The organism is Rhizobium sp. BK060 (assembly GCF_014193145.1).
Classification (GTDB): domain Bacteria; phylum Pseudomonadota; class Alphaproteobacteria; order Rhizobiales; family Rhizobiaceae; genus Rhizobium.
In genome coordinates this window covers 101,835-128,475 of the sequence record NZ_JACHYW010000007.1, presented here as the reverse complement: position 1 = coordinate 128,475, position 26,641 = coordinate 101,835, and the positions used below count along the sequence as shown (strand labels likewise).

The following is a 26,641-nucleotide window of genomic DNA, read 5'->3' as shown; positions in this document are numbered from 1 at the left end:
CTCTGCGCCCAGCATACGCACAGCAAGCAAGCAGAAAACGGGAGCCTTGGGTGCCCGGGCGCGGCTGGTGGCCGCTAAAGTATTGACTGCGTTGATCATTGCGGACCCCAACGCAAAGTGCATCATGGACTTCGTGGTGTGAGAATGGACGATCTGTCGCTAGCCGAACTCGAGAACCGATGCCAGCAGGGCGGACTGCGAGTGACCGCGAACTTGCGCGAAATCCTCGAAGCGTTGATCACCCGACCGGATCACCGGGATGTCGGTTCGCTGCATGAACGCCTGTGGGCACGAGGGAGGCGCGTGTCCCTGGCGACCCTCTACAGGAATTTGGGCCATCTGGTCGCGGCTGGCGTCGTTGCCGAGCAACATTTTGGATCGGGAAAAGCGCGATACGAAGTCGCCACGCCCCACGACCATCTCATCGACATTTCGACCGGCAAGATCATTGAGTTTTCCGAACCTCGCCTCAATGCTCTTGAAGAAAATAGCCGCGCAGATGGGATATCGAGTCGTTCGAAGGCGACTAGAGCTTTATGCGGTGCCGCTTGACGAGAGATCTTGAACATGGCGGCAACGCAAGTCGTTGGCGGCCGACAGGTGCACCTGCTTCCGGCCAAAACGTCCGAGGAGCGAGGCGCCAGGTCGCGGGATTCCTACCGCTCACTCGGGCCACGGTGATGGCCGTTGCTACCGAATAGCGGAAAATTGAGATAACGCTGCCGTTCGAGAGGTTGCGGTCAGCCCTTTGGGGGCGACGCAAACCGGTTGGCATCGAACTGGTCTGTGGCGGCGACAGGAATGATTGCCCCATCGGATGCCGCGGCATCCGGGTAATGCTGAACCGTGCGGCGGGACACGCGAGGCGCTCTCATTCCAATCATCTCGCCAGGAGTATGCAGCGCCCATTTCATCAGCGCCGCGCCTGAGGTCGATCCGAACGAACCTGTGTCTTCCCAGGAAGCAGTCATTGGCAGGGAAGCGATCACGTCCGCCCCCTTCTGCAAGGCCTCGCGCATGGCAGCGAAAGGTTCGAAGCCGGAATAGGTCGGCAATGCAGATGTCCGTCTATCCGGAGGCGCGTCGATCGGGCCGATCGATGCAGTCTCCAGCTTGGCATCGATACCCGCGTCGCCGCCCCGAGCGGTCGGCCGCATCGCCGGTATCGGAATCGGTCGTGATGAAAGATCCACGGGGGACCGTTCGTCGTCCCGCCCGAACGCGTCGGCCTGCAGGGCCAGCCCATTCAATGCGCGGCTCCGAGGCGTGGGCAGGAGCGCTGTCACGAGGCTTCTGTCCGCGGAGTCGCGGCTCGACGTGGCTGCCGCGCCTGCGTCGTCGTCTTCTTCTCCGGTAGTGCTGGCGATCTGGATGGAGGCGTGGCCGACGCGCTTCTTGTAGTTCGCAACTGCCTGGTTATATCCCGGCAGTGGGCGGCCATCCGCTGGAAGATGCATCGTCTGCCCGCTCGGGAATATTCGAACGAGTTCTTGCCGAGACATCCGGGGCCAAGCCCGGACGTTGCCGACGTCGAGATGCACGAAGGGCGAACCCGAGGTTGGGTAGTATCCGACACCGCCGACCTGCATCTGCATTGCAAGGGCACGCAGCGTCGAAAGCTTCACGCCGGGAACGTAAAAGTCCATGGCCTTGCCAAGCATGTGCTGGCTCTTCTTGGCGACACCGGTCGTGCGCGAGCGGTTGCGGAGCATGTTGTTGGTTGCCGGAGAACGGTAGGCGGAGACGATGTGGATATAGTCCTTCGCGCCGCTGCGCTTGTACACCTCCCAGACCAGGTCAAGCAGCCGCGGATCCATCCGGGTTGGTTCGTTCCTTCGCCAGTCGCGCAGGAACCGATTTATCTGAGACAGGCCCTTTGGGTCGAACCTTCCGTCGCGCTTATAGATAATCGTGGCCTTCTCGCCCGTATGGGTGAAGAACAGCTTCAGCGCACGATCTTCCGCGGAGGCTAATGATGCAGAGCCGGCTAGCGCAGGCAGCGCGAACAGAGCCGGCAGGATGGTCTGTGCGACGAGCCGTTCTACACGCGACAGCAGTGCCGCAACCCCGCCGCCCAAGGTTCCACCCGAGAATCCTTTCACTGGATACTTCGACACGATCAATCCCGTCCCACACAAAACACTCGACGACGTGCGGGAACGTCCGCATCCATCGCGCTTAGTAAAGCCACGTTATGGTCAACGAACTCTTAATAGTCGGAGCTCCGCTCGGCGAATTGAGGATTGCGCGGGCCATCCGAGGAAGGCCAGGCTGACAGCAAGCGGCTCCGGCCGCGCACCTTCATGCAGCAGCCCGGCGATGTTTTCGCATTCTTGATTTAAATCAAAGAAGCATGCGGGCAGGCTCATTGTTCGCTCGTCAAGGTGGCTGCATATGCAGCCGGCGGAGGGTCGTTCAATGGCGAACACAATCTTGCATGTCCAGTCCGAGACATCCCCGGCGACGCCTGCTCATGTTTCGGTCCCAGTGCTTGACGGGCTTCGATCTTCGAAGCCTGGCGCCGGGCCTCCTTCAAAGCGTCATCTTCGGCGCCTATGCAGGAGCATCGATCGCCGCGATCTTCAATTTCATCAGCCGGTGTTTCGGCTGAGCAGGGGAGCGGAGCGCGCGCACATAGCCGCCGACCGCCGCAGGTTCGCATGGATGAACGCAGGGCTGGCCTTCCTGGTCGCACTCGCGCTTGTGCTTGCGCCCGCGGCAGGCCGCGTCGTCGCGATGGCCGGCGACGGGGTCAACGACGCCCCGGCGCTCGCCGCCGCCGACGTCGGTACCGCCATGGGCACGGGAACCGACGAGGCGATCGAGAGCGCGGGTGTCACGCTGCTGAAGGGCGACCTTCAGGGCATCGCCAGGGCGCGCAAGCTCACGCAGGTGGAAGAAGACCACGCAAGAGGAGAACGGACATGACGATGACAAGATTGCCAAAGGCGGCCGTGCTGGCCGCGCTGATCGCGGCCGGCGGAACTGGTCTCACGCTTGCGCAGACGGATGCCGACCCGCATCATCCTGCGACGCCGGCACAGGCAACCCCGCCGTCCGACGCGGACGATGGAACGACGGGGCAGGGCCCGGGAGCCATGCCCGGTCGAACCGGCATGATGTCCGGCATGATGGGCGGCAGACCGATGATGGCGATGCACGGACACATGATGAAGATTATGTTCGCGGTCGCCGACGCCGACGGGGACGGCGCGCTGTCCTTCGAGGAGGTGACGGCGATCCATAAGCGGATATTCGACAGCGTGGACGCGAACAAGGACGGCAAGGTCACGACCGAGGAAATTCACGCGTTCATGCGGCCTTAGCGGAGCCGGCGGATCCGTTTTCGCAGGTTCTGTGAATAGTCGCGTAGCCTCCGCTGATATGATAGGATCGAAGTGCATCATCCACGGGAGGGGGAGATGCGTCGCGTCCTTCTGTCCCTGATCCTTTGCGCGCAGTCCGCATCGATGTCGGCGGCGTCCGGGCTTGCCGTCTTCCACACCGCTTCTCTTAGCGGCAGCCGGTCGGTCAGCCTCAGTCTGGCGAAGGGCGGTCCCTCCCGCGATCCGGCCTTCGATTACGACGTCGTCATCACGCTGTCGGAATTCGACGGTGGCGGGGCTGTACTCTATCGGGACGGAGGAAGGCACAAGGCGAGCGTGCGCTGCCTTTCGCCCGCCATGGTACGGATCAATTCCGCCGACTATGCGATCGACGTTTCGGCGCGGCCGGGAACTGACTGGAAGCATGATCTCTGGGCTGCGCTCTGCACCGCTCAGGTGTCCTGAACGGCCGTACGGCATGGTTTGATCGATCGAGGCGTCAGCCCTTTCGGGGGCGGACCTCCATGAACACGTATGGCGCTTCGGTCCCTGACGGAATAGCATAGACGTCATAGGGCGCCTGCGGGTCGTCGCCCATTCCCAACGAACCAGGCGGCATCCCCGGTACGGCCAGCCCTCGGACTGGCGGCCGCTCCCGCAGCAGCCGCTGGACGGCCTCGAGCGGCACATGTCCCTCGAGGTAGTATTCCTCGACAACGGCGGTGTGGCAGCCCTCCAAGTCGGCAGGCACGCCCAGCCGCGCCTTGACCGCGGCAAGGTTGTCGGTGTCGCGGGCGTCGACGGAAAATCCTGCCGCGGCCATTGCCTTCGACCATTCATGACAGCAGCCGCAGTTCGGATCCCTGTAGACCGTCATCTTCGCCGGCGCGGCGGCGAGGGCCCCTCCGCCGAGGAACGCCAGGGCGGATGCCGCCATTGCGATGAAGCTTCTCCTGTGCATCGTCTCAACTCCTCGATGTCCTGCCGCCCGGTTGGATCCGGGCGGCAGGAGTCTCGCTATTTTACTTCGGTGACGGTCAGCTTGCCATTCACGCGTTCGGCAACGAACTCGATGCTTGAGCCTTCCTTCAGCTTTTGGAGCAGAGCCGGGTCCTCGACGCGGAAGACCATCGTCATCGCAGGCATGTCGAGGTTCTTCAGGTCTTCATGCTTGATGGTGACCTTCCTTGCCTTGGCGTCGACCTTGTTGACGACGCCCTTGGTGAATTCCTGGGCGAACGCACCGAATGCCGCGCTGGCACAAAGCAGGGTGGCTACGCCGATTTTGATCATTGCGGATTTCATCTTCGTGACTCCTTTTATTTGAGGATTACTTCCCAGCGACGGTGACATCGCCGTGCATGCCGGCTTCGTAGTGGCCGGGGATCAGGCAGGCGAACTTGAATGCGCCGTCGGTGGTGAACTTCCAGACGATCTCGCCGGATTGGCCGGCAGGTAGGCGAATCGAGTTTGGATCGTCATGTTCCATCTCGGGAAACTTCTCCATGACCGCCTTGTGCTCGAGAATCTTGTCTTCCTGATCGAGCACGAACTCGTGGTCGACGGTGCCGGCATTCTTGATCGCGATCTTGACCGTCTGCCCCTTGCGGACGTTGAGGACGGGCGGAGTGAATACCATCTTGCCGTCGTCGGTTTCCTTCATCGTGACGCGGATCGTCTGTGTCGCCTTGGCCTTGTCGCCAGGCTCGCCGACTGCCATTTTCTCACCGTGGCCGCCAGCGTGATTGCCGGAAGCGAGTGCTGGGGTTGCGAGAGCGACGAGCGCCAGTGCCAGTACATAGTTCCTCATGCGTAGATCCTTTTTTGAATATTTGAGATTGAGCCTCAGCCGTTTGTCGGCTTTGGCGTGATTTGCGTTTTCGCGTCTTTGGCCTTGGTCGCGTCCGGCAGCTCGCCGGTCCACTCCCAGGCCTGCGTTCCGGGCGGGTTTTCGTACCAGCCGGGATCTGAGTAATCGTCCGCCGAGATGCCCTCGCGGACCTTCACGACCGAGAACATGCCGCCCATCTCGATCGGGCCGTGCGGCCCCCAGCCGGTCATCATGGGCACGGTGTTCTCGGGGATGGGCATTTCCATTTCGCCCATGTCGGCCATGCCCTTGGTGCCCATGGGCATGTATTCCGGCTGCAGCTTCTTGATCTTCTCGGCGACCTTCGACTTGTCCGCGCCGATGAAGGTCGGGATGTCGTGACCCATCGCGTTCATCGTGTGGTGCGACTTGTGGCAGTGGATCGCCCAGTCGCCGAGGTATTTGGCGTCGAACTCGTAGGCGCGCATTGCGCCGACCGGGATGTCGATGCTCACCTCGGGCCACCGCGCTTCCGGCCGCACCCAGCCGCCGTCGGTACATGTCACTTCGAAGTCGTAGCCATGCATGTGGATTGGATGGTTCGTCATCGTCAGGTTCCCGACGCGGACCCGCACCCTGTCGTTCTTGGAAACGACGAGGGGGCTGATGTCCGGAAACACGCGGCTGTTCCAGCACCACATGTTGAAGTCGGTCATCTCCATGATCCGAGGCACGTAGGAGCCGGGATCGATGTCATAGGCGTTGAGCAGGAAGACGAAGTCGCGGTCGACCGGCATGAACTTCGGGTCTTTGGGATGGACGACGAAGAAGCCCATCATGCCCATGGCCATCTGCACCATCTCGTCGGAATGCGGGTGGTACATGAAGGTGCCGGACTTCACGAGGTCGAACTCGTAGACATAGGTCTTGCCGACCGGAATGTGCGGCTGCGTCAGCCCGCCGACGCCGTCCATGCCCGACGGCACGAGCATGCCGTGCCAGTGGATCGTCGTGTGCTCCGGGAGCTTGTTGGTGACGAAGATGCGGACGCGGTCGCCTTCGACTGCCTCGATCGTTGGACCCGGAGACTGGCCGTTGTAGCCCCAGAGATAGGCTGTCATGCCGTCGGCCATCTCGCGCTCGACTGGTTCAGCGAGCAGATGAAACTCCTTGACGCCGTTGTTCATCCGGTGGGGCAGGGTCCAGCCGTTGAGGGTGACGACCGGCTGGTAGTCCGGACCCGAGGTCGGGTGGAGCGGCGGCTGCATGTCGGCCGATTCCATTGTCGGGGCGTCGGGCAGGCCCATCGCCTGCGTCTTCGTCCAGGCTCCCGCCGCCAGCAGGGCCGCGCTCGCACCGAACAGTTGTCGTCTGTTGAACATGGTGGGTTCCTTTCTCAATGGCCGCCGCCGCTGCTTTCGGAAGCAGCGACGACCTCGGGCTCTGCCGACGCGTTCGTCGCGCCGCCGCCGTAGATCGCAGGCGCGAGGTTGGCATCGGCCAGCCAGAAGTCGCGCTTGGCGTTGACGGAGAGCAGGAGGGAGTTGATCTTTTCGCGGGTGTCGGTCAGCAGCTCGAAGGTGTTGGTGATCATGCCGTTGTAGGTCAGCAGGGACTCCTCCTCGACCTTGGTGCGCAGCGGCACGACGCTGTTGCGGTAGTGCCGCGCGATGTCGTAGTTCGAGCGGTACGCCTCGTACGCGGAGCGTGCTTCCGAGCGGACGTTGACGGCCTTCTCTGCGAGCTGGTTGGCCGCGCGCATGTATGCCACCTCGGCCTTGCGCATGCGGGCCTTGCCGGTGTCAAAGATCGGGATGGCGAACTCCAGCTCGACCTGGGCGGTCGTCCTCGTCTTTCTCTCGTCGTCCTCGATTTCCCGTTCCGTTTCGAAGCCCGTCAAGATCTCGAGGTCGGTGACATAGCGGGTCGCTTCAGTCAGACCGTACGACCTGGCGGTGGCTTCGAGTTCGAGCTTCGCCACCTGGAGGTCTATCCGGTTTCGGAGTGCTTCGGCCTCGATGGTGTCGCGTCTGACGACGGACCTGGGTAACGGCGGCAGGCTGTTTGGAACCTGGTAGTCCAGGTCGGTGCCCCAAAGGCCCATGAGCCGCGTCAGTTCCTCCTTGGTGAGTCGTGCCGCCAGGCGGGCCTTGGCGGTTTCTCCGGCAAGTTCGGCGACGAACACATGTTCGCGTGCCTGGGCGCCCTTGGTCATCGCGCCGGTCTCGCCCAGCTTCTCCGCGAGCTCGGAAGCGGCGTCGGCCGCCGCCTGGGCGCGCTGGAGCTGCCCGACGTTCTCCCAGGCCGCCGCCGCTCCGATCCAAGCACGTCGCGTGTCGGCGGCGACCTGGAGCGTTCTTACGGCCGCGCTCAACTGCGCCTGCCGGAAACGGGTGTCGGCGATCGCTATGTCCCGGTTCCTCGTCGCGAGCGCCAGGATGTTCGTCGTGATCATCCCCTCGATGGTCTTGAACGCCCCCAGTTCCGGCGTCCCCATGCCCGTCGTGCCGATGGAGACGGTCGGATTGATGAACATCGTCGACTGCCAGGCATCGGCCGCGCTATCGCCGAGATCGGCGTAGGCCGCCTGAAGGCCCCTGTTGTTGAGCAGGGCGATCTGGACGGCCGTCTCGACGTCGAGGGTCTTCTTTCGAGCGAGCAGGCTTCTGACCTGCGCGGCGGCCGACCGGGCCTGGTTCTGGTTCTGGATCCAGACGGTCTCTTTCGCCGTGACAGTGGTGGTCTTGTTTGAGACGGAGGTGAAGCCCGCCTCCTTGCTGGAATACTCGGCGCCTGTGACGCAGCCGCTCAGCACCAGCGGGAATGCCAGTGCCACCATGGTTCTTCTAGGGTCGATCATGGGGCGTCTCCATTGGCTGGAGACTGCAGGTCGTTCTGTCTGCGCCATGGCTTGGGATCGACGGGCTGCCTGGCGACATAGCCCGCAATCGGTGAGCGGTATGCGGCCGGGCGCGCGAACGGCTGTTCGACTGCAGCGGAGGATGCCACCACGTCGGGAGGCAGCGTGGATGCGCAGCCGCCGATGACAAGCGGCAGCCCCACCACGAAAAGCGAGGGTTTCATTATGTAATTTCCGAATAAGAGATAGCCTACGGGCGCTCGCCTAAGCAAAGGCAGGCGACCGACTGGACCCGATCAAGCGGGTGCGTCTCTATTCAGATATTCGGGGGACGGTGGAGGGGCGGCAGTTCGCCCACGGTCGTCCGGTCGTCGACGAACTGCCGGATCGACGTCACGACCGGTCCGCCGACGTCGGGGCCTTCACAAATGATGCCAAGCCCGCCGCAGAAATCCTTGCAGCATTCCTGCTTGACAAGCTTCGAAGCGCTATCGCCATCATCAGATACGTCGCCAAGCGAGTGGTCGTGATGGGCCGCTTCCGTCATGTCGTGAGCCTCGCGGGAGGGTGACACGTCCGCGACGACGGCTTTCAGATCGGGGAATGAAGAGCCGTGCATCGCGGCGTTGGCATTCGACAGCGAGTACCCCGCCAGTGATACGATGATCACCAGCCGCATCATCACGAGCAGCCTGCTCACTGTGATTCGGTACATCTTGCCCATTCCCAACGAGCTACATGCAAAGCAGCGCGATTTCAATTAGGACCTATGTCTCGTCGATGTTCGAGTCCTTTATGTGGCGCGAACATCACGTTGTGCACAGCTAGGGCTTCCAACGGTAGTAAGGTCAATAGGGGCTGTTCCTTTCTGACAATGATCGATCTCGCATCCTACCTCGGCCTTTTCATCGCAGCGTTGGACGCGGCCACGATATTGCCGATGCAGTCGGAGCCCGTACTGGTCGGTCTTCTTCTCACGGGCAAGTTCTCCGTCCCGGTTCTGCTCGCCGTCGCCAGTGTCGGAAACACGCTTGGAAGCATCGTCAATTGGTTCCTCGGCCGCGGCGTCGAAAGGTTTCGGGACCGGCGCTGGTTTCCGGTCGGGGAGGACGTGCTCGAACGTTCGTCCCGCTGGTACAGGAAATACGGGAAATGGACGCTGCTCTTGTCCTGGATGCCGGTGTTTGGAGACGCTCTCACGGTTGTCGCCGGAGTGCTCAGGGAGCCGCTGCTTCCGTTCACGATCCTCGTGTTCGTGGCCAAGACGGGCCGCTACGTCGTGTTGACGCTGGCCACTTTAGAGTTCTTGGGCTGACCGCTTTCGGCGCGGGAACACCATCCGATCGACCGCCTCGTCACGGGCGACTAGCGTGTGCCAGGCCGCCGCGGTGAGATGCAGCGCGACCATCGCCAGGATGATCCTCGACCCCACGACGTGGTACGGCGCGATCCCGAACCAGAGGTAGCTTGCGACGAACCCCATGCAGGCCTGTCCGATGATTGCTGCGTAGAAGGCGTGATGAAGCGCCGTGGCGGCCCGCCCGGTCCATGAGCCGGGCGCGTCGGTCTCGGGCGGCTGAAGTATGCGAAGACCCAGCCGTATGCCCATCAGCAGGCCGATCGCCATGCCCGCGTAGTTGTGGAGGTGGTGCTGGACGACGTCCCAGTACGACGGCGTCATGCCCATGTGGACGGCGTGGTGGGTTCTCTCGATGCTGCCGCCCGTCAGGTACTGGACCGGCACCAGGAGGGCGACCAGCCAGTGAAGTCCTATCTGGGCCAGCGAATAGCCGCCTTTCATCGATCCTCTCCGAGCGAGAGGCGCAGACTAACCGGCAGCGGTTAACGCTTCCTCATCGGCAAGTCGCGCCGACGAGTACGAGCGGATCGGCGACATGCAGAGCTGCGTCGACGCCTGCCACCACTGCGCCGACAGCTGCCGCAAGATGGCGGCTTGATCGGGGAGGGCGCTCGCCCTCTTCCTGCCCAGATGAGAGCGGATATCCGGTGAAGCAACGGATACCCGTCGCAAGTGGCATGGGGCCGATCCGGAACGCAGCTTTTATGAGACAGACTACTTACCTGAACAGGTTCGGACTGCTCTCCGTCGTGGGAGCGGCCCTGATGACGGCTGTCCCGTCGCCTGCCGCCGAGGACGTCGTCGCCCTTCGGCAGGCGGACATGAAGGCCATGGCCGCGGCCGCGAAGACGATCTCGGGCATGTTCAAGGATCCGGCGATCTACAAGGCCGCCGAGTTCAGGTGGGCGGCCGACACCATCCGCGACAGGTCGGGGGTCGTTCTCTCGGGACATTTCGCGTCCGAGACCGCAAGCCCGCAGTCGAAGGCCAGGCCGAGCATCCTCGAAGAGCGCGACCGGTTCGACCGCATTGCGAACGACCTGCGCGACTACGCTGTCGCGCTCGACGCCGCGGCGGAGAAAAACCCCGGACCGATGCCCGCCGGCATGCGCATGAAGCCTGGAGAGGCCATGGGCGGCGGCCCACTCGGCACCCACGTACGCAACGAGCAGGAGCTGTCGGCGATGCCGGCGGAACATGCGTTCCACCTCATGCTCCAGACCTGCACGACCTGCCACGCCAGGTTCAGGATGGACTGAGGACGAGGATTCGAGTGAGGCTGCGCCTTGATCGCGAGGTCTGGCAACAGTCAGATCTGCCTGAAACTGGAGGGATATCCGGCAGTCGCGATGGCCGCGTTTATTGCTGACGGGTCAAGCTTGGTCTGTGCAGTCTTCGCACCAAGGTCGATGACGGCGGAACCATCTCGTCGTTTCTAGCCATCGAAGAGCGCGTGTAGCGCGTTCGCTGCGAGAAAGGCGACGACGACCGACGCAATCATTGCGACCCGACGTGGCCCTTTCCTAGGCACGGAACCGCACCCCTCGCTTCGTGCGGAGACGATGCTCTCGAACAAGAGCGATATTGGCACGGGCGCGCTTCTTTTTGCCGGCCGTGGCGGCCCGCGAAAGACGTCGGCCGTTCGAACATGCTGGTCGACGGCCGTTCGCCTAAAGGACCTTGAGGTTTTCAGCAGAAGACTTTCCTGACCGCCGGTCCTGAACGATCTCGTAGCTGACCTTCTGGCCTTCCTTCAATCCGGACAGACCCGAACGCTGAACAGCCGATATATGGACGAATGCGTCGGTCGATCCGTCGTCCGGTTGGATGAAGCCGAAACCCTTGTCCTGATTGAACCACTTTACTGTACCGGTAGCCAAAATCCGATCCTCACGTGTAACACTCCAGCGGACAGACATTGGAAGACGGTTGGCGTGTTGGCAAGCCGCAAGCCATGGGATAGCCGACGGGCAGGATGAACAAATGGGCCTTCTCGTTGACCGGAAACGCGAACTTCACCATGATGACGCCGCTGAAGCAGGAATGCTCCTGCTCAAGAACGAGTCGATGCGCCTACTGATCAACGTCCTTGTCGCGACCATGATGCTGCTGGGTTCGCTTGCCGCACCCTGCGTAGCTGCACCTGTCGATCGTGCCCACGCAGACCCGGTTGTCGTCAGTGTCGAGGCGACCTCCGACGGACACCATCGCGGCGACGGCCGATCTGTTTCGGGGGCACACTGCCAGCAGGACGGCATCGTCGCACAAGCTCCAGAAAACCTTCATTCGCAGCCCGACGCCGTAGTGTTTGGCGTCATCGCTTCCGTTGCATTTGCGGGCGCTCTCGAGCCTGTCGAGCAGCGTCCCCCCATCGCTTCCGTCTGATCTCCGTTCGCTCGAATTCCAGACCAAAGGGAAGGGCATGACCTTGCGCATGTCGATGTTTGCAATCCACGTCAGTGGCTTATCTTCGTTGTTGAATGTCTTTTATCAAATAGACTGGGGGCGGCGACGTCTTCGCGGGGTAGCGCTTGCGGCCGTGGCCGTGGTCCTGAGCGGCTGCGTACAGTCGCTCGACGATCTCGGCGTGGCTTCGCACGATATACCGCCGAAGCTGCTGGCCAGCATGCGGGCAAAAGGCATGAAGCCGGAAAGTCCGATCCTTGTCCGCATCTTCAAGATGGAAAGCGAACTGGAGGTCTGGAAAGTCGATGGCAGCGGCAGCTATGCCTTGCTCAAGACCTATCCGATGTGTCGCTGGTCCGGCAAGCTCGGCCCTAAGACGAAGACCGGGGACCGACAGGCGCCAGAGGGGTTCTACAGCGTCTCCACGGGAGGCCTCAATCCGAAATCGCAGTTCTATCTTTCTTTCAATCTCGGCTACCCGAACCGATTGGAGACTGCCCTTGGTTATTCCGGCGAAGCACTGATGGTGCACGGCGCCTGCTCGTCGTCGGGTTGCTTTGCGCTGACCGATCAGGGGGTCGGCGAAATCTACGCCGTGGTCGAGACGGCCCTGAAGGGTGGACAGCAGGCGTTCCAGGTCCAGGCCTATCCGTTTCGCATGACGCCGCAGAACCTGGCCGCACATCGCGACGACTTGAATTTCGCCTTCTGGAGGAACCTCAAGGAAGGCTACGACATCTTTGAGGTTCGGCGACACGAACCCAGGGTCGCCGCATGCGGCAGGAAGTACGTCTTCGACGCCGAATTCAAGGACGGCGATCCTGGCGATCCGCTTGCGGCATGTCCGGAGCGCATTGATCAATCCGATCCGGCGGTCGTAGCCAAATCATCCGCCGACGATCGGAAATACCAGGAACTTGCCGCCAAGAGCTTCACGCCGCTCGCATATCAGGATGGAGGCATGCACCCGAGCTTCCGTGCGCTTCTCAAGCAAAACGGCGACGTCAAGCTCGCGAAGAAGGTCTCCGTCATCAAGTATCCGATCAGCCGCCCGGTGGCGGCGCTGGCCGATCCTTTCGACGGAAGGGAGTGACGTGTCCTGTCGGGATCGTGGGCGCTGCCATGTTCCGCGACGCATATGAAAGCGAGGACGCCATGCGAATGATACTTGCGGCGATCGGGATGGCGGTCGCCACCGTGGCCCACGCCCATCATGCGCCGTCGGGCTTCACCTACGAGCCTTATTGCTGCAATGGAGACGGTGACAGCGGGGATTGCCAGAGGATTTCGTCGAAGACCGTCCGCCCACGCAAGGAAGGATACGAAGTGACGCTGCTGCCTGGCGACCATCGGTTGGCGACGCGCAGACACGTCTTCCTGATCCCACAGGCGCAGACAAGGGAGTCGCCGGACGGCGCCTACCACCTCTGCCTGTTTCCCAACGAAGACACGGTGCGATGCTTCTATGCGCCGCCACTGGGATTCTAGGGAGGAGGACTTCAAACCAAGGACGCGAAATGGCGGCCCGCTCGCGGCGGGTGGTGTCTGCGCCATCCGTATCGGGTCATTCCCTGCGGCTTGTGCACCGACAGTCCCGTCGTCACGAAATACGACGAGGCCTGCGGCATGGACGACGAACGAGGGCCGAAGATCGAGAAGGTCGCTGTTCGACATGGCCGACTCGAGCGACGCAACGGCGACGTAGACTATTCCCTTCATCCGCAGCAGCAGGACCACCGCGACAAGGAGAGTCGCGATCACCACAAGTCCGAGGATGCCCGCGAGCCCCATGCTCACATAATGTCGGCCATCATGGCCTCCGTTCATTCCGCTGCCTCGAGGCTACGCTCGTCGTCTTCCGTGTCGGACCGCAAGATCGCATACGCCGTCGCAGGAAGTCGCCATCCCTTGACCATGCCGTAGACTGCTGGAATGACGACCAGCGTCAGCAGCGTCGACGACACCATCCCGCCGATCATCGGCACGGCGATGCGCTGCATGATCTCCGATCCCGTGCCGGTCCTCCAGAGGATGGGAACGAGGCCGGCCATGATGGCGACGACGGTCATCATCTTCGGCCTGACGCGCTCGACCGCGCCGACCATGATCGCTCTGTTGAGGTCCAGCCTCGAGAAGGAACGACCTTCCTTTTCACAGGCTTCGCGCTGTTCCTTCAAGGCGTGGTCGAGGTAGATCAGCATGATCACACCCGTCTCGGCCGCCACACCCGCAAGGGCGATGAAGCCGACGGCGACCGCCACGGACGCATTGAAACCCATCCACCACATCAGCCATATGCCGCCGACCAGCGCGAAGGGCAGGGACAGCATGACGATCATCGTCTCGGTCAGCGCCTTGAAGTTCAGGTAAAGCAGCAGGAAGATCAGCGCCAGCGTCAGGGGGACGACGATGGCAAGCCGCGCCTCGGCCCGTTCGAGATATTCGAACTGGCCGCTCCATGCGACGGAATAGCCGGGCGGCATCCTCACCGATTTGGCGACTGCCTGCTGGGCTTCGGCGACGTAACCGCCGAGATCGCGGTTGGCGATGTCGACGTAGATGTAGACCGCAAGCTGGCCGTTCTCGGTACGGATGGTCGTCGCCCCTCGGGTGAGCTTGACGTCGGCCACCTCGCCGAGAGGAACGGTTCCGCCGCCAGGGAGAGATACTTGCACGTCCCTGGCGATTGACTGCGGATCGCTTCGCGACGCCCGTGGATACCGTATTGCCACGCCATATCGCTCGCGGCCCTCGACGGTCGATGTCACGACCTCCGAGCCGAGCGCCATGCCGACGACATCCTGGACATCGTTAATGGTCAGTCCGTAGCGGCCCAGCGCGACGCGATCAGGAACGATGTCGAGGTAGTAGCCGCCGATCACCCGCTCTGCATAGGCGCTCGACGTGCCGGGGATCGTCTTCAGAACCGCCTCGATCTGGCGGGCGATCGTCTCCATCTCGCCGAGGTCAGTGCCATAGACCTTGACGCCCACGGGCGTCCTGATCCCGGTCGACAGCATGTCGATGCGTGCCCGGATCGGCATGGTCCAGGCGTTGGAGACGCCGGGGAACTGCAGGGCCGCGTCCATCTCCTGCTTCAGGCTGTCGATCGTCACGCCCGGCCGCCATTCCGACTTCGGCTTGAGCGTGATGATCGTTTCGAACATTTCCGTCGGGGCCGGATCGGTGGCGGTCAGGGCACGCCCAGCCTTGCCGAAGACGCTTTGCACCTCGGGGAAGGACTTGATGATGCGGTCCTGCGTCTGCATCAGTTCCGCCGCCTTGGTGACGGAGATCCCGGGCAGGGTCGTCGGCATGTACATCAGCGTGCCCTCGTCGAGATTGGGCATGAACTCGCTGCCGATGTGCTGTGCGGGCCAGACGGTCGCCGCCAGGATGGTGACGGCGGCCAGGATCGTCAAAGTCTTCACCTTCAGCACGCCGGAGATGACCGGGCGGTAGACCCAGATCAGAAAGCGGTTCACCGGGTTCTTCCGTTCAGGCACGATATGCCCACGGACGAACAGCACCATCAGTGCCGGCACCAGCGTCACCGATAGCAGCGCGGCCGCCGCCATCGAGAAGGTCTTTGTGAAGGCGAGCGGACCGAACAAGCGTCCCTCCTGCGATTCCAGCGTGAAGATCGGCAGGAAGGATACGGTGATGATCAGCAGGCTGAAGAACAGCGCCGGACCGACCTCGCTCGCCGCCTCGACAAGAATGTCGATCCTCGGCTTGTCCGGCGGCGCCCGTTCCAGATGCTTGTGGGCGTTCTCGATCATGACGATCGCCGCGTCGATCATCGCGCCGATGGCGATGGCGATACCGCCGAGGCTCATGATGTTCGCACCAAGACCGAGCAGCCGCATCGCGATGAAGGCGATCAGGATGCCGACCGGCAGCATGATGATGGCAACGAGCGCGCTGCGGACATGTAGCAGGAACGCGATGGTTACCAGCGCGACGACGATGGATTCTTCCACCAGCGTGCCCTTCAGCGTCTCGATAGCAGCCTCGATCAAGGTCGAGCGGTCGTAGACGGGAACGATCTCGGTCCCTGCCGGAAGGCTGCTCTGGATGGAATCGAGGCTCTTCTTGGCATTGTCGATGACGGTCAGCGCATTGGCCCCGAACCGCTGCAGCACGATGCCGCTCGCGACTTCGCCTTCGCCGTTCAGTTCGGTGATGCCGCGCCGTTCGTCCGGAACAAGTTCCACCTTGGCAACGTCACTGAGCTTGAGCGGAACGCCGTTCTGGCTCTTCAGAACGATGTTCTCGATGTCGGGGATACCCTTGAGGTAGCCGCGCCCGCGCACCATGAACTCGAACTCGGACAGCTCGACCGTACGGCCGCCGACGTCGGTGTTGCTGGCGCGGACCGCGTTGGCGACGTCACTGAGCGACACGCCCTGCGCCTTGAGGCGGGCCGGATCGACGACGATGGAATATTGTTTGACGAAGCCGCCGACGCTGGCGACTTCCGAGACGCCTTCGGACTTGGAAACGGCGAAGCGCACCACCCAGTCCTGCACCGATCGCAGTTCGGCGAGCGACAGCTCCTTGGCGATGACGGCATACTGGTAGACCCAGCCGACGCCCGTCGCGTCGGGGCCGAGCGTCGGCGTGACGCCCTGGGGAAGGCGGCTTTGCGCGGCGTTCAAATATTCGAGCACGCGGCTGCGCGCCCAGTAGGGATCGGTGCCGTCGTCGAAGATCACATAGACGAAGGAGACGCCGAAGAAGGAGAAACCGCGCACGACCTTTGATTTCGGCACCGTCAGCATCGACGTCGTCAGCGGATAGGTCACCTGGTCCTCGACCACCTGCGGGGCCTGGCCGGGATATTCGGTATAGACAATGACCTGCACGTCGGAGAGATCGGGAATGGCGTCCAGGGGAAGGGACCGCAGAGCATAGACGCCGCCGGCGACGGCGAGCGCGGCGCCAACGAAAATCAGCACGAGATTATGGGCGGACCAGGAGATCAAACGGGAGATCATGGTTTGGCCCCCTCGGTCATGGCGCTGAGCGCCGAGTTCAGGTTGCTTTCCGCGTCGAGCAGGAAGTTAGCGGACACGACGACCTTGTCGCCGGCGGCGACGCCCTTGGTGATCTCCGTGCTGTCCTCGCCCCGGACGCCGAGCACGACGCCTTTCGGCTCGAACTTTCCGTCGCCCTTGTCGATGAAGACGATCTGGCGGTCACCCGTGTCGACGACGGCGCTATTGGGGACGGCGACGACCGGGTTGGGAGCACCGGCCTCGATCGCGACGTCTGCATACATGTTGGCGAGCAGTGTGCCGTCCGGATTGGGGAGCTCGATGCGGACCTTCGTCGTCCGCGTCTGCGTCTCGACCTCCGGATAGACAAGATTGACGGTACCCTTGAACGTCCTGCCTGGAAGGCTCCGGACGGTGACGTCGGCCTGCGCGCCGATCCGGACGGAGGCGAGGTCGTATTCCGGGACGTTGGCGATCACCCAGACGTTGGAGATGTCGGCGATGCGGAACAGCACGTCGCCGGGCTTGGCCATCATGCCCGTCGTCGCCGTGCGCTCGAGCACGATGCCGTCGCGCGGGGCGGTGTAGGTCATGCTCGCCGGCACCTGACGGGTGTGGGCTATGCTATCGACGACTTCCTGCGGGACGCCGAGGTTCTTCAGCCGCAATGCCGAGCCGGCGTCGTCGTCTCCGCGTCCACCGGTCCTGCCGGCGGCGTATTCCGAGGCGGCGGTTGCGATCTCCCTCGAATAGAAGCGGAAGAGTCTCTCTCCCTTGCCGATGTGGTCGCCCGTCGTGACGTTGGCGACGTCGTCGATAAAGGAGTCCGTGCGCATCGAGATGATGCTGACGAGGCGCTCGTCGAGCGCCACGGTGCCCGGCACGCGAACCTTGCGGCCGATGCTGGCCATCTCGGCGGTCGCCGTCTTCACGCCCGTGCGCTGCAGCTTGCCGAGCGAGACCTTGACCGTGGAAGCGTCGGACTGCTCACCCTCGTAGACAGGAATGTAGTCCATGCCCATCGAATCCTTCTTCGGCACCTTCGACGTGTCCGGCAAACCCATCGGGTTGCGATAGTAGAGGATGGGTCGTTTCGACGGCTCGGCGTCCGTGGCTGCGGTAGCGGCGGGCGCCTTCGCCTTGTCGTCGAAGCTGACGTCCTCGCTCGCGTGCACGGCGACGAACGGTCGTCCGTCGTCGATGTTCTTCGGCGTCGCCGAGAACTGCGGCAAGCCGTCCGGATGGCGGTAGTAGATGACCACTCCAGTCGGGGAGGGTGTGGGAGCGGCGGGCGTTGCGAGCGCCGTCTCGGCCAGGTCGAAGCCGAGAACGGATGCCAGGTTGTTCGTGCCAGCCCAATAGCCTCCCGCGCCGAGCAATACGGCGAGGCAGAGCGTGGCTGCCACACGCGATGGCGTGTTCAAGGCGCTGCCTTGAGGACGACTTCGCCCTCGACGGTGTCCGGCTCGCCCTGGATCTTGGCGGCGAGCTTGAAGCGCCAGCCGCCCGCCATGGTGAAGTCGGACTTGAAGGCGTAGACGCCGGGTTCCGTCGAGCTGGCCGCTTCGACTGGAGTCGTCATCGTCTCCATGCCCTCGGGGGCCATGTCCATGCGGGTGGTGAAGATGACGGCGTCGGGAACCGGCTTGCCCGTCCGCTTGTCGACCAGGCGGACGGAGACCAGCGATCCCTGGCCCTGCTTGACGTCGGTCGAAACCGGCTGGAACTCGTAGTCCTGCGCGGCTGCGAAGGACACGGTGGCGGAGCCGACGACCAGAGCGCCGGCGAGGAGCATCGCTCCTGCTGAAAAGGAAGTCTTGTTCATGATTCCGATCTCATCGGGACGGATCTCTTTGATCGCGTCCTCGGGTCAAAATTGATGGCCGTCGGATTCCAACGAACGTATTCGTGCGTCCGGTGTGAGCCGCAGGCGTGCTTCAAGAATGGATTGAGATCAGGCTTTCGGAGGTCGGGCCGGCGGCTCGACAAGGGCCGGCGTCAGTTGCGACGCGGGAATCAGATTGTAGCGGTGGGACTGCCAGGAGACGGCGAACGACCAGCCGTGGCCGCCCGGGGCGTGGGCGAAGATCGAGGTCGTGCACACCAGTGACAGCGGGCAGCCCTTGGCGCAGTCCGGCTTGACGGGCTGCTTTTCCGGGCAGCAGGGCATCTCCGCCGCCATCTTCATGCCGGGCATGGTGCTGGACATATCCTCCATCGCCGCCGCACCCGAAGACGCCATGGCGCTGCTGGCCAGTCCAATGCTCGCAGGGCCGACGACGACGGCGAACATGGCGACAAGCAGAAACAGGTGATGGAGGACCTTGTGGAGATTCATGTGTCGGATATTGGCATGACGATTCCGGGAATGGAAGGCGGGTTCACGGAGATGTGTTTTGAGATCGCCGCGGCGGCGGGCCGCGCATCAATGAGAATTCAGACCGTGCTCCGCTCGCAGCATCTGCTGATAAGAGAGCGGCGCGTCACGCGACCGGGCGCTTCGTCAGAGGCTATTCGATGACAACGTTCTCGCAAACGCAGTTAGCTGTGTTGGACACGATCATGGATGGAGGCGAGGCGAACTTTTGGCAAGGCTACAACGAAGTTCTTTCGATCATCGAAGGCGAAAGCCTGACGAAAGCGGAGTATGCAGCGCGGATCGGTCAGAGGCTTTCGAGTTACCGTGCTCACCGGCCGAAGACAAACAGGGCGGCATGTATCCGCAAGATACGCAACCAAAAATAGAATAGTGGCAAACTGCATAACAAGAAGTTGACGAGACGTCGATGACGCTATATCAAGAACCATCGATACTTTGTTTGCCGATATTGTTTTTGCAGCGCTCTGCGCCTCTTGATCAACTTTCCCTCTCAAAAGTCGAAACCACCGCCGTGCGTCGCACGGTGGTCGATCAGTCGTGCAATGAAAGGGTTTGTTATGACCACTGGCACAGTAAAATGGTTCAACGCCACCAAGGGCTTCGGCTTCATTCAGCCCGATGATGGCAGCGCCGATGTGTTCGTTCACATCTCCGCCGTCGAGCGCGCCGGGATGACATCGATCGTCGAAGGCCAGAAGCTCGGCTTCCAGCTGGAGCAGGATCGCAAGTCGGGCAAGATGTCCGCAGGCCAGCTCCAAGCCGCTTGAAGCTTGAGCCTCCCATGACCAAGGATGTCCTGGCATGGCGGCAATAGCATTGAAAGGCCAGGCGAATGTCTGGCCTTTTTCCGTTAGGCGGTTGAGCGATCCAGGTGCTTCGGACGGGCTGTACGGTTTCAAATCGCCTCCACCGCAACCTCCGAAATTCGATAGGACGATTTATTGAGAACTCCGAACGACAACAGCTTCGCCGAGCGCCGCAAGACTGCACAAGAGGCCAGACTTAAGCTTTTGACGAAATTTGCATCCGCGCCGAAGCCTACCGATCCTGCTATGCAGGAACGTCTGGCGGCGCGCGAGGCTGCCGCTGTTGCAAGAACGGCCCGCCGCGCTGAGCGCGACGCGCTGAAAGCAGCCGAAAACGAGCGCGTACTGGCAGAAACCAACGCTTTGGCTGCTGCCGCAGAGGTTCATGAAAGGGCCGAAGCCGAAGCCCGGCAGGCCGAAGTCAACAATCGCACTGCGTGTGTCGTAGCGGATGAGGCCGCGCGCAAGGCCGAGCGCGACCGCCGCTATGCTGCTCGCAAGGCGCGTCAGGGCTAACAAGCATGCGACCGCCTCGAAGCGTGGATCCAACCCGCTTCCTTGCTGCTGGAAAGAGATTCCAACCAATGAACGCGCACGCCCATCGACCGGAAGCGGCCATCGAAGACACCGCCGGTGCGTGGTTGAAGATCCTTGCAAAATACCGACAGCCACGATTGAGCCGCAGCGCGTTCGAACTACTTGTGACGGTTGGCCCATTTGTCGCGCTTTGGGCCTTGACCTACGTATCCCTGATGCAGGAGTTCTGGCCGGGGTTGATCCTCGTCGTCCCGGCAGCCGGCTTTCTGCTCAGGCTATTCATGATCCAGCACGATTGCGGACACGGATCGTTCTTCGCACGGCGGCGACTCGATACATGGATCGGGCGCACGCTCGGGGTCTTAACCCTCACACCTTATGATTACTGGCGACGGGCTCATTCCCTGCATCACGCGTCCGCCGGCAATCTGGATGAGCGTGGCATCGGCGACATCACCACCCTCACCGTCGAAGAGTATCGGACGCGTTCCTGGTCGGGGCGCCTTGCTTATCGGCTTTATCGGCATCCGCTGGTGATGTTCGGCATCGGACCAGCCTGGCTCTTTCTATGCAAACAGCGGCTGCCTTTCGGGATGATGCGCTCCGGTGCCATGCCGTGGGTTTCAACCATGAGCACCAATCTGGCGGTCGCAGTCCTGGCTGCCTCGATGATATGGGCCGTGGGATTTGTTCCCTTCATTCTGATCCATCTGCCTGTCGTCCTTCTCGCGGGTGCCGCAGGCGTCTGGCTATTTTATGTCCAGCACCAGTTCGACGAAACTCATTGGTCGAAGACCGAAGAATGGCAATTTCCACAGGCAGCCCTCCACGGTGCGTCTCATTACGACCTGCCTGTCGTGCTGCGCTGGCTGAGCGGCAATATTGGCGTCCACCACATTCACCACCTCTCGAGCAGAATTCCCTACTATCGACTGCCGGACGTGTTGCGCGAACATCCGGAGTTGGCAGGGATCGGCCGCATCACCCTGTGGCAGAGCCTTGGCTGTGTGCGATTGGCGCTTTGGGATGAGCGCATTGGCAAGCTCGTTTCCTTCCGGGAAGCAGCGTCAGCGAACATAGTCCAACAACCTTCAGGAGGGCGGGAAGTGGACGCATTTCGATGCCGGGGTAACTTATGCGAAAACAGATCGCTTCAAGGAGCGGCCGATCAAGGTGAAATCGCTGACCACAGCAACATTGGAAGAGTTGACAGACCGTGGCCTTCTGCAAGCCCTCAATCTCGAGGTTGCACCGGGACAGTCTGCGCGCGGCATTACGATGGCCGGCAAGATGTGGCTGCTGAAGCACAAATAACGCCGTCCGCGATACGCAGCTGGAATTTGGCAAGAGCTTTTCCGCCGTCGAAAGCATCGACCCCGCGGCTGTTGTCGGGCCCAAATCGTTGGCAGCTGTCATTCCGTCGACCAGGACCCGCTGCTTATCGCGCCGGGCAATAGCATCGATGAATGAGCCTCGCGGCGGAAAGGCCATCTTGCCCGTCAGTCGGCTCGTGTTTGGCTTGTCGTAGAGGCCGCGGTGGGGCGACGAATGTCACCGCGCTTGGCGAGTCGCTGGAGGGCCTTTTCGACAGCGTTGGGCGTTCCGATATCGAGAAAATCGGCGCGCGATCAGGCATGTCGGCGCCATCTCGATGAGAGCGGGAAGACCTGCCAGGAGAAAAAGGTTGTATCTCACCCGGAGGATTTGATCGCCATCCTGAGTGATCCCGCGTTCAGCTTGGAACGGGTGGGCCTGGAAGCCTCAATGGCTGTTCGAAGGACTGGCAAATGCCGGTCTGCCGGTATTCTGTATCGAGACGCGCCACACGAAGGCGACGATCGATATTCCCAGCCGGTTCCGCCATTCGCGGGCGGTGGGAGCCGTAGTGGGACTCAACCAGTCCGGCGAAAGCAAACGGATCGGTCATGTCCGCCTATTCGGGGATCGACTGAAATGCGATATTTGGTCTAAGACTAGATTGGCTAACCGGATTCCCCCGGACCGGCATCGGCCGTCATTGGTTTCGGCACGGCTTTGATACCGTTCTCCCTGAATGCGTTTTGCACCGCCATCAAGGCTGCGCGGCGGATCATCGACTGTTTGCCCGGTTTTGCTGTGAACGATGCCTTGATGATCAGCGTCCCGTCCTCAACGTCGCCGATGCCTTTGCTCTTGAAGGTTTCGATGAGGTCTGGGGCAAGCTCCGGGTCGGCGGCAATGTCCTGTCCGATCTTTTTGAAGAGCCTGCGGACCAATTCGACGTCGGTCTCGAATGCAACGCGAAAACTAAACTTTTCGATCGCCCAATCACGGCTGAAATTCTGAATCTTGCCGATCTGGCCGTAGGGCACCGTCGCTATTGAGCCACGTGAGTTGCGCAGCGATACGGACCGTATCGAAATCTTCTCCACGGTCCCCTTGGCACCCGACGTTTCGATATATTCGCCGAATCGGAAGGCATCGTCGATCAGGAAGAAAAGGCCGGATACGACATCCTTAACAAGCGTCTGCGAGCCGAAACCGATCGCGAGCCCAAAGACACTCAGGCCAGTGATCAGTGGCCAGACATTGACGCCTTGCGACACCAGGATCGAAAGCAGCGCCACTGCAAGGATGCTCGATTTTCCGACGGCGCTGATCAGCGGGACGATCGTGCCTAGCCTTGATCGTGGTACGCCCAGCTCTCCACCACCGGGTGTTGGACTCGCTACGATCGTGGCGCGCGCTGTTACGGTCCCGATCACATTCCAAAGAAACGCCGCCAGAAGCGCAATCAAAGCGATCCCGAACGCGTCGCGCGTGACGCTTCGCAATTCGAAGCCGAGTGCAAGCGCCAACGGCGTCGCCCACAATACTCCCAACATGGAAACTGCGGCAATCAGGATGGCGAAGCGGACTGTCTGCCGCCCGGCCGCGGTAGGGATCGAAACGTCGGGGGCCTGCAACTTACGCCGCGCCCAGTTCCGGATCATCGCATCGAGATGCGGCGTTAGGAGCAGCATGAGGACGGTCACAATCACAGCCGATCCGGGCAGCGGGGCGCCAAGCGTGAGAGCGGTCTGGCTGCTAATAAACGTGATGACGAGAAATCCGATGACGATCGCAGGCCAGAATCGGGAAAGACGACTGCGCCAGTTGCTTCTCGGGCGCGGACCAGCAACCGCAGCGGCCATCGTGCGCTTGTGTCGCCACACCACACCTGCAAGCAGAAGGTAGGACGGGATTGCCATCAAAACTGTCCGGGTCAGATCCCGGAGGCCCGGCCCCGCACCCCAAATCTGCAATGTGGCGACAAGGGCGACCCCGATTGTCGCCCAGCCAATGATGATCGACAGGTCATGGGACAGCGCCAGCATATGAAGGGACCGGTGGCGGAATTCCGGCCGTCGCGATGCCGTCAATATAACTCTCGTCAGATAGAAAACGACAAAAACAACGACCGTCACTACCACCCATAGTCGAAGGGTCCGCAGAGGCGGGCCAGGCGGGGTAAGCAGCCATGCCGCGACAACACCCGCCGCGAGGGCAACGCCCATGGCCGCCGCACGCAAGCCAAATCTTCGCCAACCGGCACTCGCGGGATTCCATATGGTCATTTGCCGGGCCAGCACCAGGAAAGTGCCTGCCGTCAACGTCACCACCAGGACGACGGCAAAGCAAAGGAAGAGCGGCGAAGTCGATGTTGTCGCCATGGAGTTCCGCAAGTTTGCAAACTCACCGGGCAGGTCGAGCACAGCAGAGAACCGTGCGTGCAGCCCCGTCGCAAAACCGTCGGTAACCTTCTCGATGGCCGCTATCGCTGAATTGACGTCCAAATCGACTGCGGTTTCTTCGCTCACGTTCCCTGTCCCTCCCTTGCGGGCCTCCACCCCATGCCGGCCGGGATCGATCCACTATCGTGCCACCGCCGCCCCGCTCTAACCCTCCTGCCGCTTGATGATAGCCACTGGTAACCTCCAGAATTGCTTCTCTTCGGCCGTGTGACGATTGGGCTAACAGGCGAATTGCCCCAACGGCTGGGTCAAATTCAGGGTTGTGGTTGGGACTATACGCCTTTATGTGCTGCCACGCCCGCAACATCTGGTATGGTACGGCAGGACTGGAGGTCCGCCATCGTCTACGCAATGACAGCGTGCCTCGGATTGCCCGGCCGTGCCAGCGCGAAGGCATCGAACTCATTTGCAGCGGAAGCCAAAATGATTGATTGCTGTTTTGATCGGCTACGGCAGGCGTGCCGTCGGTCGGTCGTCGCCGGCAGTTGGAGTGCACAGATTCGAGTCGCTCTTCACGACCCTGTAGGGGAGTCCGCATTGGGCTGCCAATAGCGGACGACGATGTCATCTCGTCCCGCCCAGGGAAAAGCTCGAAAAACGCTTGACCTCAATACGCCGATTGGAGAAGCGTCGCTGATGGCCTTGCCGAGCGCGGCCGCAGTCTCCGCAAGTGCTTCCTCATTCATGTCGCGCGCGGCCATCGCGAGGGCGGCGCCTTCAACCGTCACGATCTCTTGCGCGCGTTGGTTCGTCCACAAGGCAAAGTCGCTGCGGTTGGTGATTTCCACGGTTTCCATCATTTCTCCTGATTTGTTCGAGCGGATGCCTTATAGCGGATCTGGCGGACACTGCAGTCCTGAGAGTCGTCTAACGAATGAACCCGAGATAGCGAATGACGCAGCAGTTCGATCTGTTTGTTTCGCCGGAGGCAACACCGGTGAAGGCGACCGGTTCCCCGGCGATGAAACGCCATTCTCCGGCAGCGTTGAGCGAAGACGACATGGTGCGGCACCTCCAGGAGACGGGCCGGTACCGCATCCTGAAAAAGCTTGAGCCTCGCCCAGTTCCGGCATCCGCGCGACCGGGATTTCCGCTGAGAGGTGTGATCCTCGATACCGAGACTACCGGCCTCAATCATCGCAACGACGAGATCATCGAGATCGGCGCGGTCGCATTCACATTCGACGCGGCTGGAAACATTGGCGATGTTATTGGCGTCTATGGTGGATTGCAGCAGCCGAGCGTTCCGATCCCACCGGAAATCACCCGTCTCACCGGCATCGCTGACGGAATGGTGGCCGGCCAGATGATCGATCTCCAACAATTACGCGCCGTGGTCGAGCCGGCCGATCTCGTCATTGCGCACAACGCCGGCTTCGACCGGCCGTTCTGCGAGGCATTCTCGCCCATTTTCACCGGAAAAGCCTGGGCCTGCTCGGTCGCCGAAGTCGATTGGTCGGCGCGTGGCTTTGAGGGTACCAAGCTCGGCTACCTGATGGGACAAATGGGCTATTTCCACCAAGGCCATCGGGCCGTCGACGACTGCTTTGCCCTGCTCGAAGTCCTCGCGCAGGATGGGGGAGAGCCGGGACGGACACCGTTTGCCGAACTTTATGAGACGAGCCAGCGATCCCGCATTCGCATCTTCGCGGAAAACAGTCCGTTCGACATGAAGGATCACCTCAAGGCGCGTGGCTATCGCTGGTCGGATGGCAGTGACGGCCGCCCGAAGTCATGGTGGATCGAGCTTGCGGAAGACGCCCTCGACGACGAACTCCGCTATCTGCGCTCGGAAATCTATCGGTGGGATGAAGCCGACCCACCGATCAAGCGGCTCACGGCATTCGACCGGTTCAAGGCCTGAGAAGCTATTCGCTGAGCGGACGTCGCGTGCCGTGGCAGAGCAGCGGTGGGTCTAGGCTCTGTCCTTCTTATCGAGGCCTCAATAACCCACGGTAAAACGCTGCTTCACGTGTTGGGGATGCCCACGGTCGGAGAGTTCTTTGAGAATGCGCGAGCCAGCATTGCCGGAGGCGCCGATGAGGGCGATGTTTGCCACTGACCATTCCTTCCTTGTTTAAGTCGGTGGAGGCTACTCAGCCCCACTTCATCTCGCCTTTTGCCACCTTGGCGCCGAGTTCCAACGAACCGGCATCTTTCAGATCCGGATAGCGCCCGGTCATGGCGGCGATCAGCGCTGCGCTGTCCTTGGCCTTGGCCGCTTCCTCATCGAATGCGCGGAGATAGTCGCGAGTGAACTCGACGGTCGCTAGCCCCTGAGGAGCGTCTTCGGCTTGGTGGGCGGGAAGCACGACCTTCGGTTTGCGCGCGGCCATGGCGTCGAGCGCCTTGATCCAGGCCGCGCGCTTTTCGGGGTCGATTC

General features: G+C 61.8%; 28 protein-coding genes and 7 pseudogenes. 16 read left to right on the top strand and 19 right to left on the bottom strand.

The features are described from left to right. The first annotated feature begins 144 nt into the window (after window positions 1–144). Complete coding sequence (locus tag FHT71_RS09985) at window positions 145–552, top strand: Fur family transcriptional regulator (RefSeq protein ID WP_207911676.1); 408 nt, start codon at window positions 145–147, stop codon at window positions 550–552. A 188-nt stretch (window positions 553–740) separates the two neighbouring features. On the opposite strand, the gene FHT71_RS09980 is transcribed toward FHT71_RS09985, so the two are convergent. After that, a complete protein-coding gene (locus FHT71_RS09980) occupies window positions 741–2,123 on the bottom strand; it encodes a DUF882 domain-containing protein (protein WP_183719595.1) in 1,383 nt (460 codons plus the stop codon). Between the two features lie 598 nt (window positions 2,124–2,721). Between FHT71_RS09980 and FHT71_RS09970 the strand changes: the two are divergent. The 3 genes and pseudogenes from FHT71_RS09970 to FHT71_RS09960 all read left to right on the top strand — a co-directional run. Next, window positions 2,722–2,889, top strand: a pseudogene (locus FHT71_RS09970) (HAD hydrolase family protein); the annotation flags it as partial. Between the two features lie 35 nt (window positions 2,890–2,924). Further along, complete coding sequence (locus FHT71_RS09965; protein WP_132591379.1) at window positions 2,925–3,326, top strand: EF-hand domain-containing protein; 402 nt, start codon at window positions 2,925–2,927, stop codon at window positions 3,324–3,326. 96 nt (window positions 3,327–3,422) lie between these two features. Then, window positions 3,423–3,791 (top strand): hypothetical protein, encoded by a 369-nt coding sequence (locus FHT71_RS09960; protein WP_183719593.1) that lies wholly within the window; start codon window positions 3,423–3,425, stop codon window positions 3,789–3,791. Window positions 3,792–3,825: 34 nt separating this feature from the next. On the opposite strand, the gene FHT71_RS09955 is transcribed toward FHT71_RS09960, so the two are convergent. The 7 genes from FHT71_RS09955 to FHT71_RS09925 form a co-directional block, all read right to left on the bottom strand. Then, complete coding sequence (locus FHT71_RS09955) at window positions 3,826–4,287, bottom strand: DUF411 domain-containing protein (RefSeq protein ID WP_132591383.1); 462 nt, start codon at window positions 4,285–4,287, stop codon at window positions 3,826–3,828. Window positions 4,288–4,343: 56 nt separating this feature from the next. Continuing rightward, entirely contained in the window at window positions 4,344–4,631 is a 288-nt protein-coding gene (locus tag FHT71_RS09950; RefSeq protein WP_132591385.1) for a copper-binding protein, read from the bottom strand. A 25-nt stretch (window positions 4,632–4,656) separates the two neighbouring features. Further along, entirely contained in the window at window positions 4,657–5,136 is a 480-nt protein-coding gene (locus FHT71_RS09945) for a plastocyanin/azurin family copper-binding protein (protein ID WP_183719591.1), read from the bottom strand. Window positions 5,137–5,171: 35 nt separating this feature from the next. Next, window positions 5,172–6,518: a copper oxidase gene (locus FHT71_RS09940; RefSeq protein WP_132591387.1), complete on the bottom strand. Its 1,347-nt coding sequence runs from the start codon at window positions 6,516–6,518 to the stop codon at window positions 5,172–5,174. 14 nt (window positions 6,519–6,532) lie between these two features. After that, the gene (locus FHT71_RS09935; protein WP_132591389.1) at window positions 6,533–7,996 is read right to left on the bottom strand and encodes a TolC family protein; all 1,464 of its coding nucleotides are present in this window, start codon (window positions 7,994–7,996) and stop codon (window positions 6,533–6,535) included. Beyond that, window positions 7,993–8,220 (bottom strand): hypothetical protein, encoded by a 228-nt coding sequence (locus FHT71_RS09930; RefSeq protein WP_007787990.1) that lies wholly within the window; start codon window positions 8,218–8,220, stop codon window positions 7,993–7,995. Before FHT71_RS09930 ends, FHT71_RS09935 begins: the two co-directional genes overlap by 4 nt. Window positions 8,221–8,312: 92 nt before the next feature. After that, window positions 8,313–8,711 (bottom strand): hypothetical protein, encoded by a 399-nt coding sequence (locus FHT71_RS09925; RefSeq protein WP_132591391.1) that lies wholly within the window; start codon window positions 8,709–8,711, stop codon window positions 8,313–8,315. Between the two features lie 159 nt (window positions 8,712–8,870). Between FHT71_RS09925 and FHT71_RS09920 the strand changes: the two genes are divergently transcribed. Then, the gene (locus tag FHT71_RS09920) at window positions 8,871–9,311 is read left to right on the top strand and encodes a YqaA family protein (protein ID WP_132591393.1); all 441 of its coding nucleotides are present in this window, start codon (window positions 8,871–8,873) and stop codon (window positions 9,309–9,311) included. On the opposite strand, the gene FHT71_RS09915 is transcribed toward FHT71_RS09920, so the two are convergent. Beyond that, window positions 9,294–9,797: a cytochrome b/b6 domain-containing protein gene (locus FHT71_RS09915; protein WP_132591395.1), complete on the bottom strand. Its 504-nt coding sequence runs from the start codon at window positions 9,795–9,797 to the stop codon at window positions 9,294–9,296. The genes FHT71_RS09920 and FHT71_RS09915 overlap by 18 nt on opposite strands. Window positions 9,798–9,864: 67 nt before the next feature. On the opposite strand from FHT71_RS09915, the pseudogene FHT71_RS31565 reads away from it, so the two are divergent. After that, window positions 9,865–9,954, top strand: a pseudogene (locus FHT71_RS31565) (four-helix bundle copper-binding protein); the annotation flags it as partial. 106 nt (window positions 9,955–10,060) lie between these two features. Then, entirely contained in the window at window positions 10,061–10,615 is a 555-nt protein-coding gene (locus FHT71_RS09905; protein WP_132591397.1) for a cytochrome c, read from the top strand. A 411-nt stretch (window positions 10,616–11,026) separates the two neighbouring features. Here the strand turns inward: FHT71_RS09905 and FHT71_RS09900 are convergent, their stop codons facing one another. After that, on the bottom strand, window positions 11,027–11,236 hold the full coding sequence (locus FHT71_RS09900) for a cold-shock protein (protein WP_007788011.1): 210 nt from the start codon (window positions 11,234–11,236) through the stop codon (window positions 11,027–11,029). Between the two features lie 103 nt (window positions 11,237–11,339). Between FHT71_RS09900 and FHT71_RS09895 the strand changes: the two genes are divergently transcribed. The 3 genes from FHT71_RS09895 to FHT71_RS09885 all read left to right on the top strand — a co-directional run bounded on the left by FHT71_RS09895 (window position 11,340) and on the right by FHT71_RS09885 (window position 13,250). Then, the gene (locus FHT71_RS09895) at window positions 11,340–11,741 is read left to right on the top strand and encodes a hypothetical protein (RefSeq protein ID WP_132591399.1); all 402 of its coding nucleotides are present in this window, start codon (window positions 11,340–11,342) and stop codon (window positions 11,739–11,741) included. 37 nt (window positions 11,742–11,778) lie between these two features. Further along, window positions 11,779–12,855, top strand: coding sequence for a murein L,D-transpeptidase family protein (locus FHT71_RS09890; RefSeq protein WP_132591401.1), 1,077 nt, complete (start codon window positions 11,779–11,781; stop codon window positions 12,853–12,855). A gap of 62 nt (window positions 12,856–12,917) precedes the next feature. Then, the gene (locus FHT71_RS09885; protein WP_132591435.1) at window positions 12,918–13,250 is read left to right on the top strand and encodes a hypothetical protein; all 333 of its coding nucleotides are present in this window, start codon (window positions 12,918–12,920) and stop codon (window positions 13,248–13,250) included. A gap of 335 nt (window positions 13,251–13,585) precedes the next feature. Here FHT71_RS09885 and FHT71_RS09880 read toward each other — a convergent pair whose 3' ends face one another. The 4 genes from FHT71_RS09880 to FHT71_RS09865 form a co-directional block, all read right to left on the bottom strand. Further along, window positions 13,586–16,762: a CusA/CzcA family heavy metal efflux RND transporter gene (locus tag FHT71_RS09880; protein ID WP_132591403.1), complete on the bottom strand. Its 3,177-nt coding sequence runs from the start codon at window positions 16,760–16,762 to the stop codon at window positions 13,586–13,588. Continuing rightward, window positions 16,759–18,186, bottom strand: a complete 1,428-nt coding sequence (locus FHT71_RS09875) for an efflux RND transporter periplasmic adaptor subunit (RefSeq protein WP_210294121.1) — start codon at window positions 18,184–18,186, stop codon at window positions 16,759–16,761. Before FHT71_RS09875 ends, FHT71_RS09880 begins: the two co-directional genes overlap by 4 nt. Next, complete coding sequence (locus FHT71_RS09870) at window positions 18,183–18,587, bottom strand: FixH family protein (protein WP_244423699.1); 405 nt, start codon at window positions 18,585–18,587, stop codon at window positions 18,183–18,185. The genes FHT71_RS09875 and FHT71_RS09870 overlap by 4 nt, the downstream gene beginning before the upstream one ends. 129 nt (window positions 18,588–18,716) lie before the next feature. Beyond that, window positions 18,717–19,100: a hypothetical protein gene (locus FHT71_RS09865; protein WP_132591405.1), complete on the bottom strand. Its 384-nt coding sequence runs from the start codon at window positions 19,098–19,100 to the stop codon at window positions 18,717–18,719. Window positions 19,101–19,699: 599 nt separating this feature from the next. Here FHT71_RS09865 and FHT71_RS09860 point away from each other — a divergent pair. From FHT71_RS09860 to FHT71_RS31560, 4 genes and pseudogenes are all read left to right on the top strand, one after another. Continuing rightward, window positions 19,700–19,909, top strand: a complete 210-nt coding sequence (locus FHT71_RS09860; protein ID WP_007788021.1) for a cold-shock protein — start codon at window positions 19,700–19,702, stop codon at window positions 19,907–19,909. Between the two features lie 174 nt (window positions 19,910–20,083). Next, a complete protein-coding gene (locus FHT71_RS09855) occupies window positions 20,084–20,464 on the top strand; it encodes a DUF6481 family protein (RefSeq protein WP_132591407.1) in 381 nt (126 codons plus the stop codon). Window positions 20,465–20,532: 68 nt separating this feature from the next. Beyond that, window positions 20,533–21,558: pseudogene (locus FHT71_RS09850) on the top strand (fatty acid desaturase); the annotation flags it as partial. A gap of 13 nt (window positions 21,559–21,571) precedes the next feature. Further along, window positions 21,572–21,799 (top strand): annotated as a pseudogene (locus FHT71_RS31560) (hypothetical protein); the annotation flags it as partial. Between the two features lie 66 nt (window positions 21,800–21,865). Here FHT71_RS31560 and FHT71_RS31555 read toward each other — a convergent pair. Continuing rightward, window positions 21,866–22,092: pseudogene (locus FHT71_RS31555) on the bottom strand (DUF6088 family protein); the annotation flags it as partial. On the opposite strand from FHT71_RS31555, the pseudogene FHT71_RS31550 reads away from it, so the two are divergent. Continuing rightward, window positions 22,079–22,325: pseudogene (locus FHT71_RS31550) on the top strand (hypothetical protein); the annotation flags it as partial. The pseudogenes FHT71_RS31555 and FHT71_RS31550 overlap by 14 nt on opposite strands. A 142-nt stretch (window positions 22,326–22,467) precedes the next feature. On the opposite strand, the gene FHT71_RS09845 reads toward FHT71_RS31550, so the two are convergent. Together FHT71_RS09845 and FHT71_RS09840 are read right to left on the bottom strand one after the other, a co-directional pair. Next, window positions 22,468–24,324 carry a mechanosensitive ion channel family protein gene (locus tag FHT71_RS09845; RefSeq protein ID WP_132591413.1) on the bottom strand — a complete coding sequence of 619 codons (1,857 nt, stop codon included), beginning with the start codon at window positions 24,322–24,324 and terminating at the stop codon, window positions 22,468–22,470. A 446-nt stretch (window positions 24,325–24,770) separates the two neighbouring features. Further along, complete coding sequence (locus FHT71_RS09840) at window positions 24,771–25,046, bottom strand: hypothetical protein (RefSeq protein WP_210294132.1); 276 nt, start codon at window positions 25,044–25,046, stop codon at window positions 24,771–24,773. Window positions 25,047–25,150: 104 nt separating this feature from the next. On the opposite strand from FHT71_RS09840, the gene FHT71_RS09835 reads away from it, so the two are divergent. Then, entirely contained in the window at window positions 25,151–26,122 is a 972-nt protein-coding gene (locus tag FHT71_RS09835; RefSeq protein WP_165933127.1) for a 3'-5' exonuclease, read from the top strand. 117 nt (window positions 26,123–26,239) lie between these two features. Here the strand turns inward: FHT71_RS09835 and FHT71_RS32315 are convergent. Continuing rightward, window positions 26,240–26,317: pseudogene (locus FHT71_RS32315) on the bottom strand (NAD(P)-dependent oxidoreductase); the annotation flags it as partial. Between the two features lie 37 nt (window positions 26,318–26,354). Continuing rightward, complete coding sequence (locus tag FHT71_RS09825; RefSeq protein WP_245505497.1) at window positions 26,355–26,594, bottom strand: hypothetical protein; 240 nt, start codon at window positions 26,592–26,594, stop codon at window positions 26,355–26,357. Window positions 26,595–26,641: the final 47 nt, after the last annotated feature.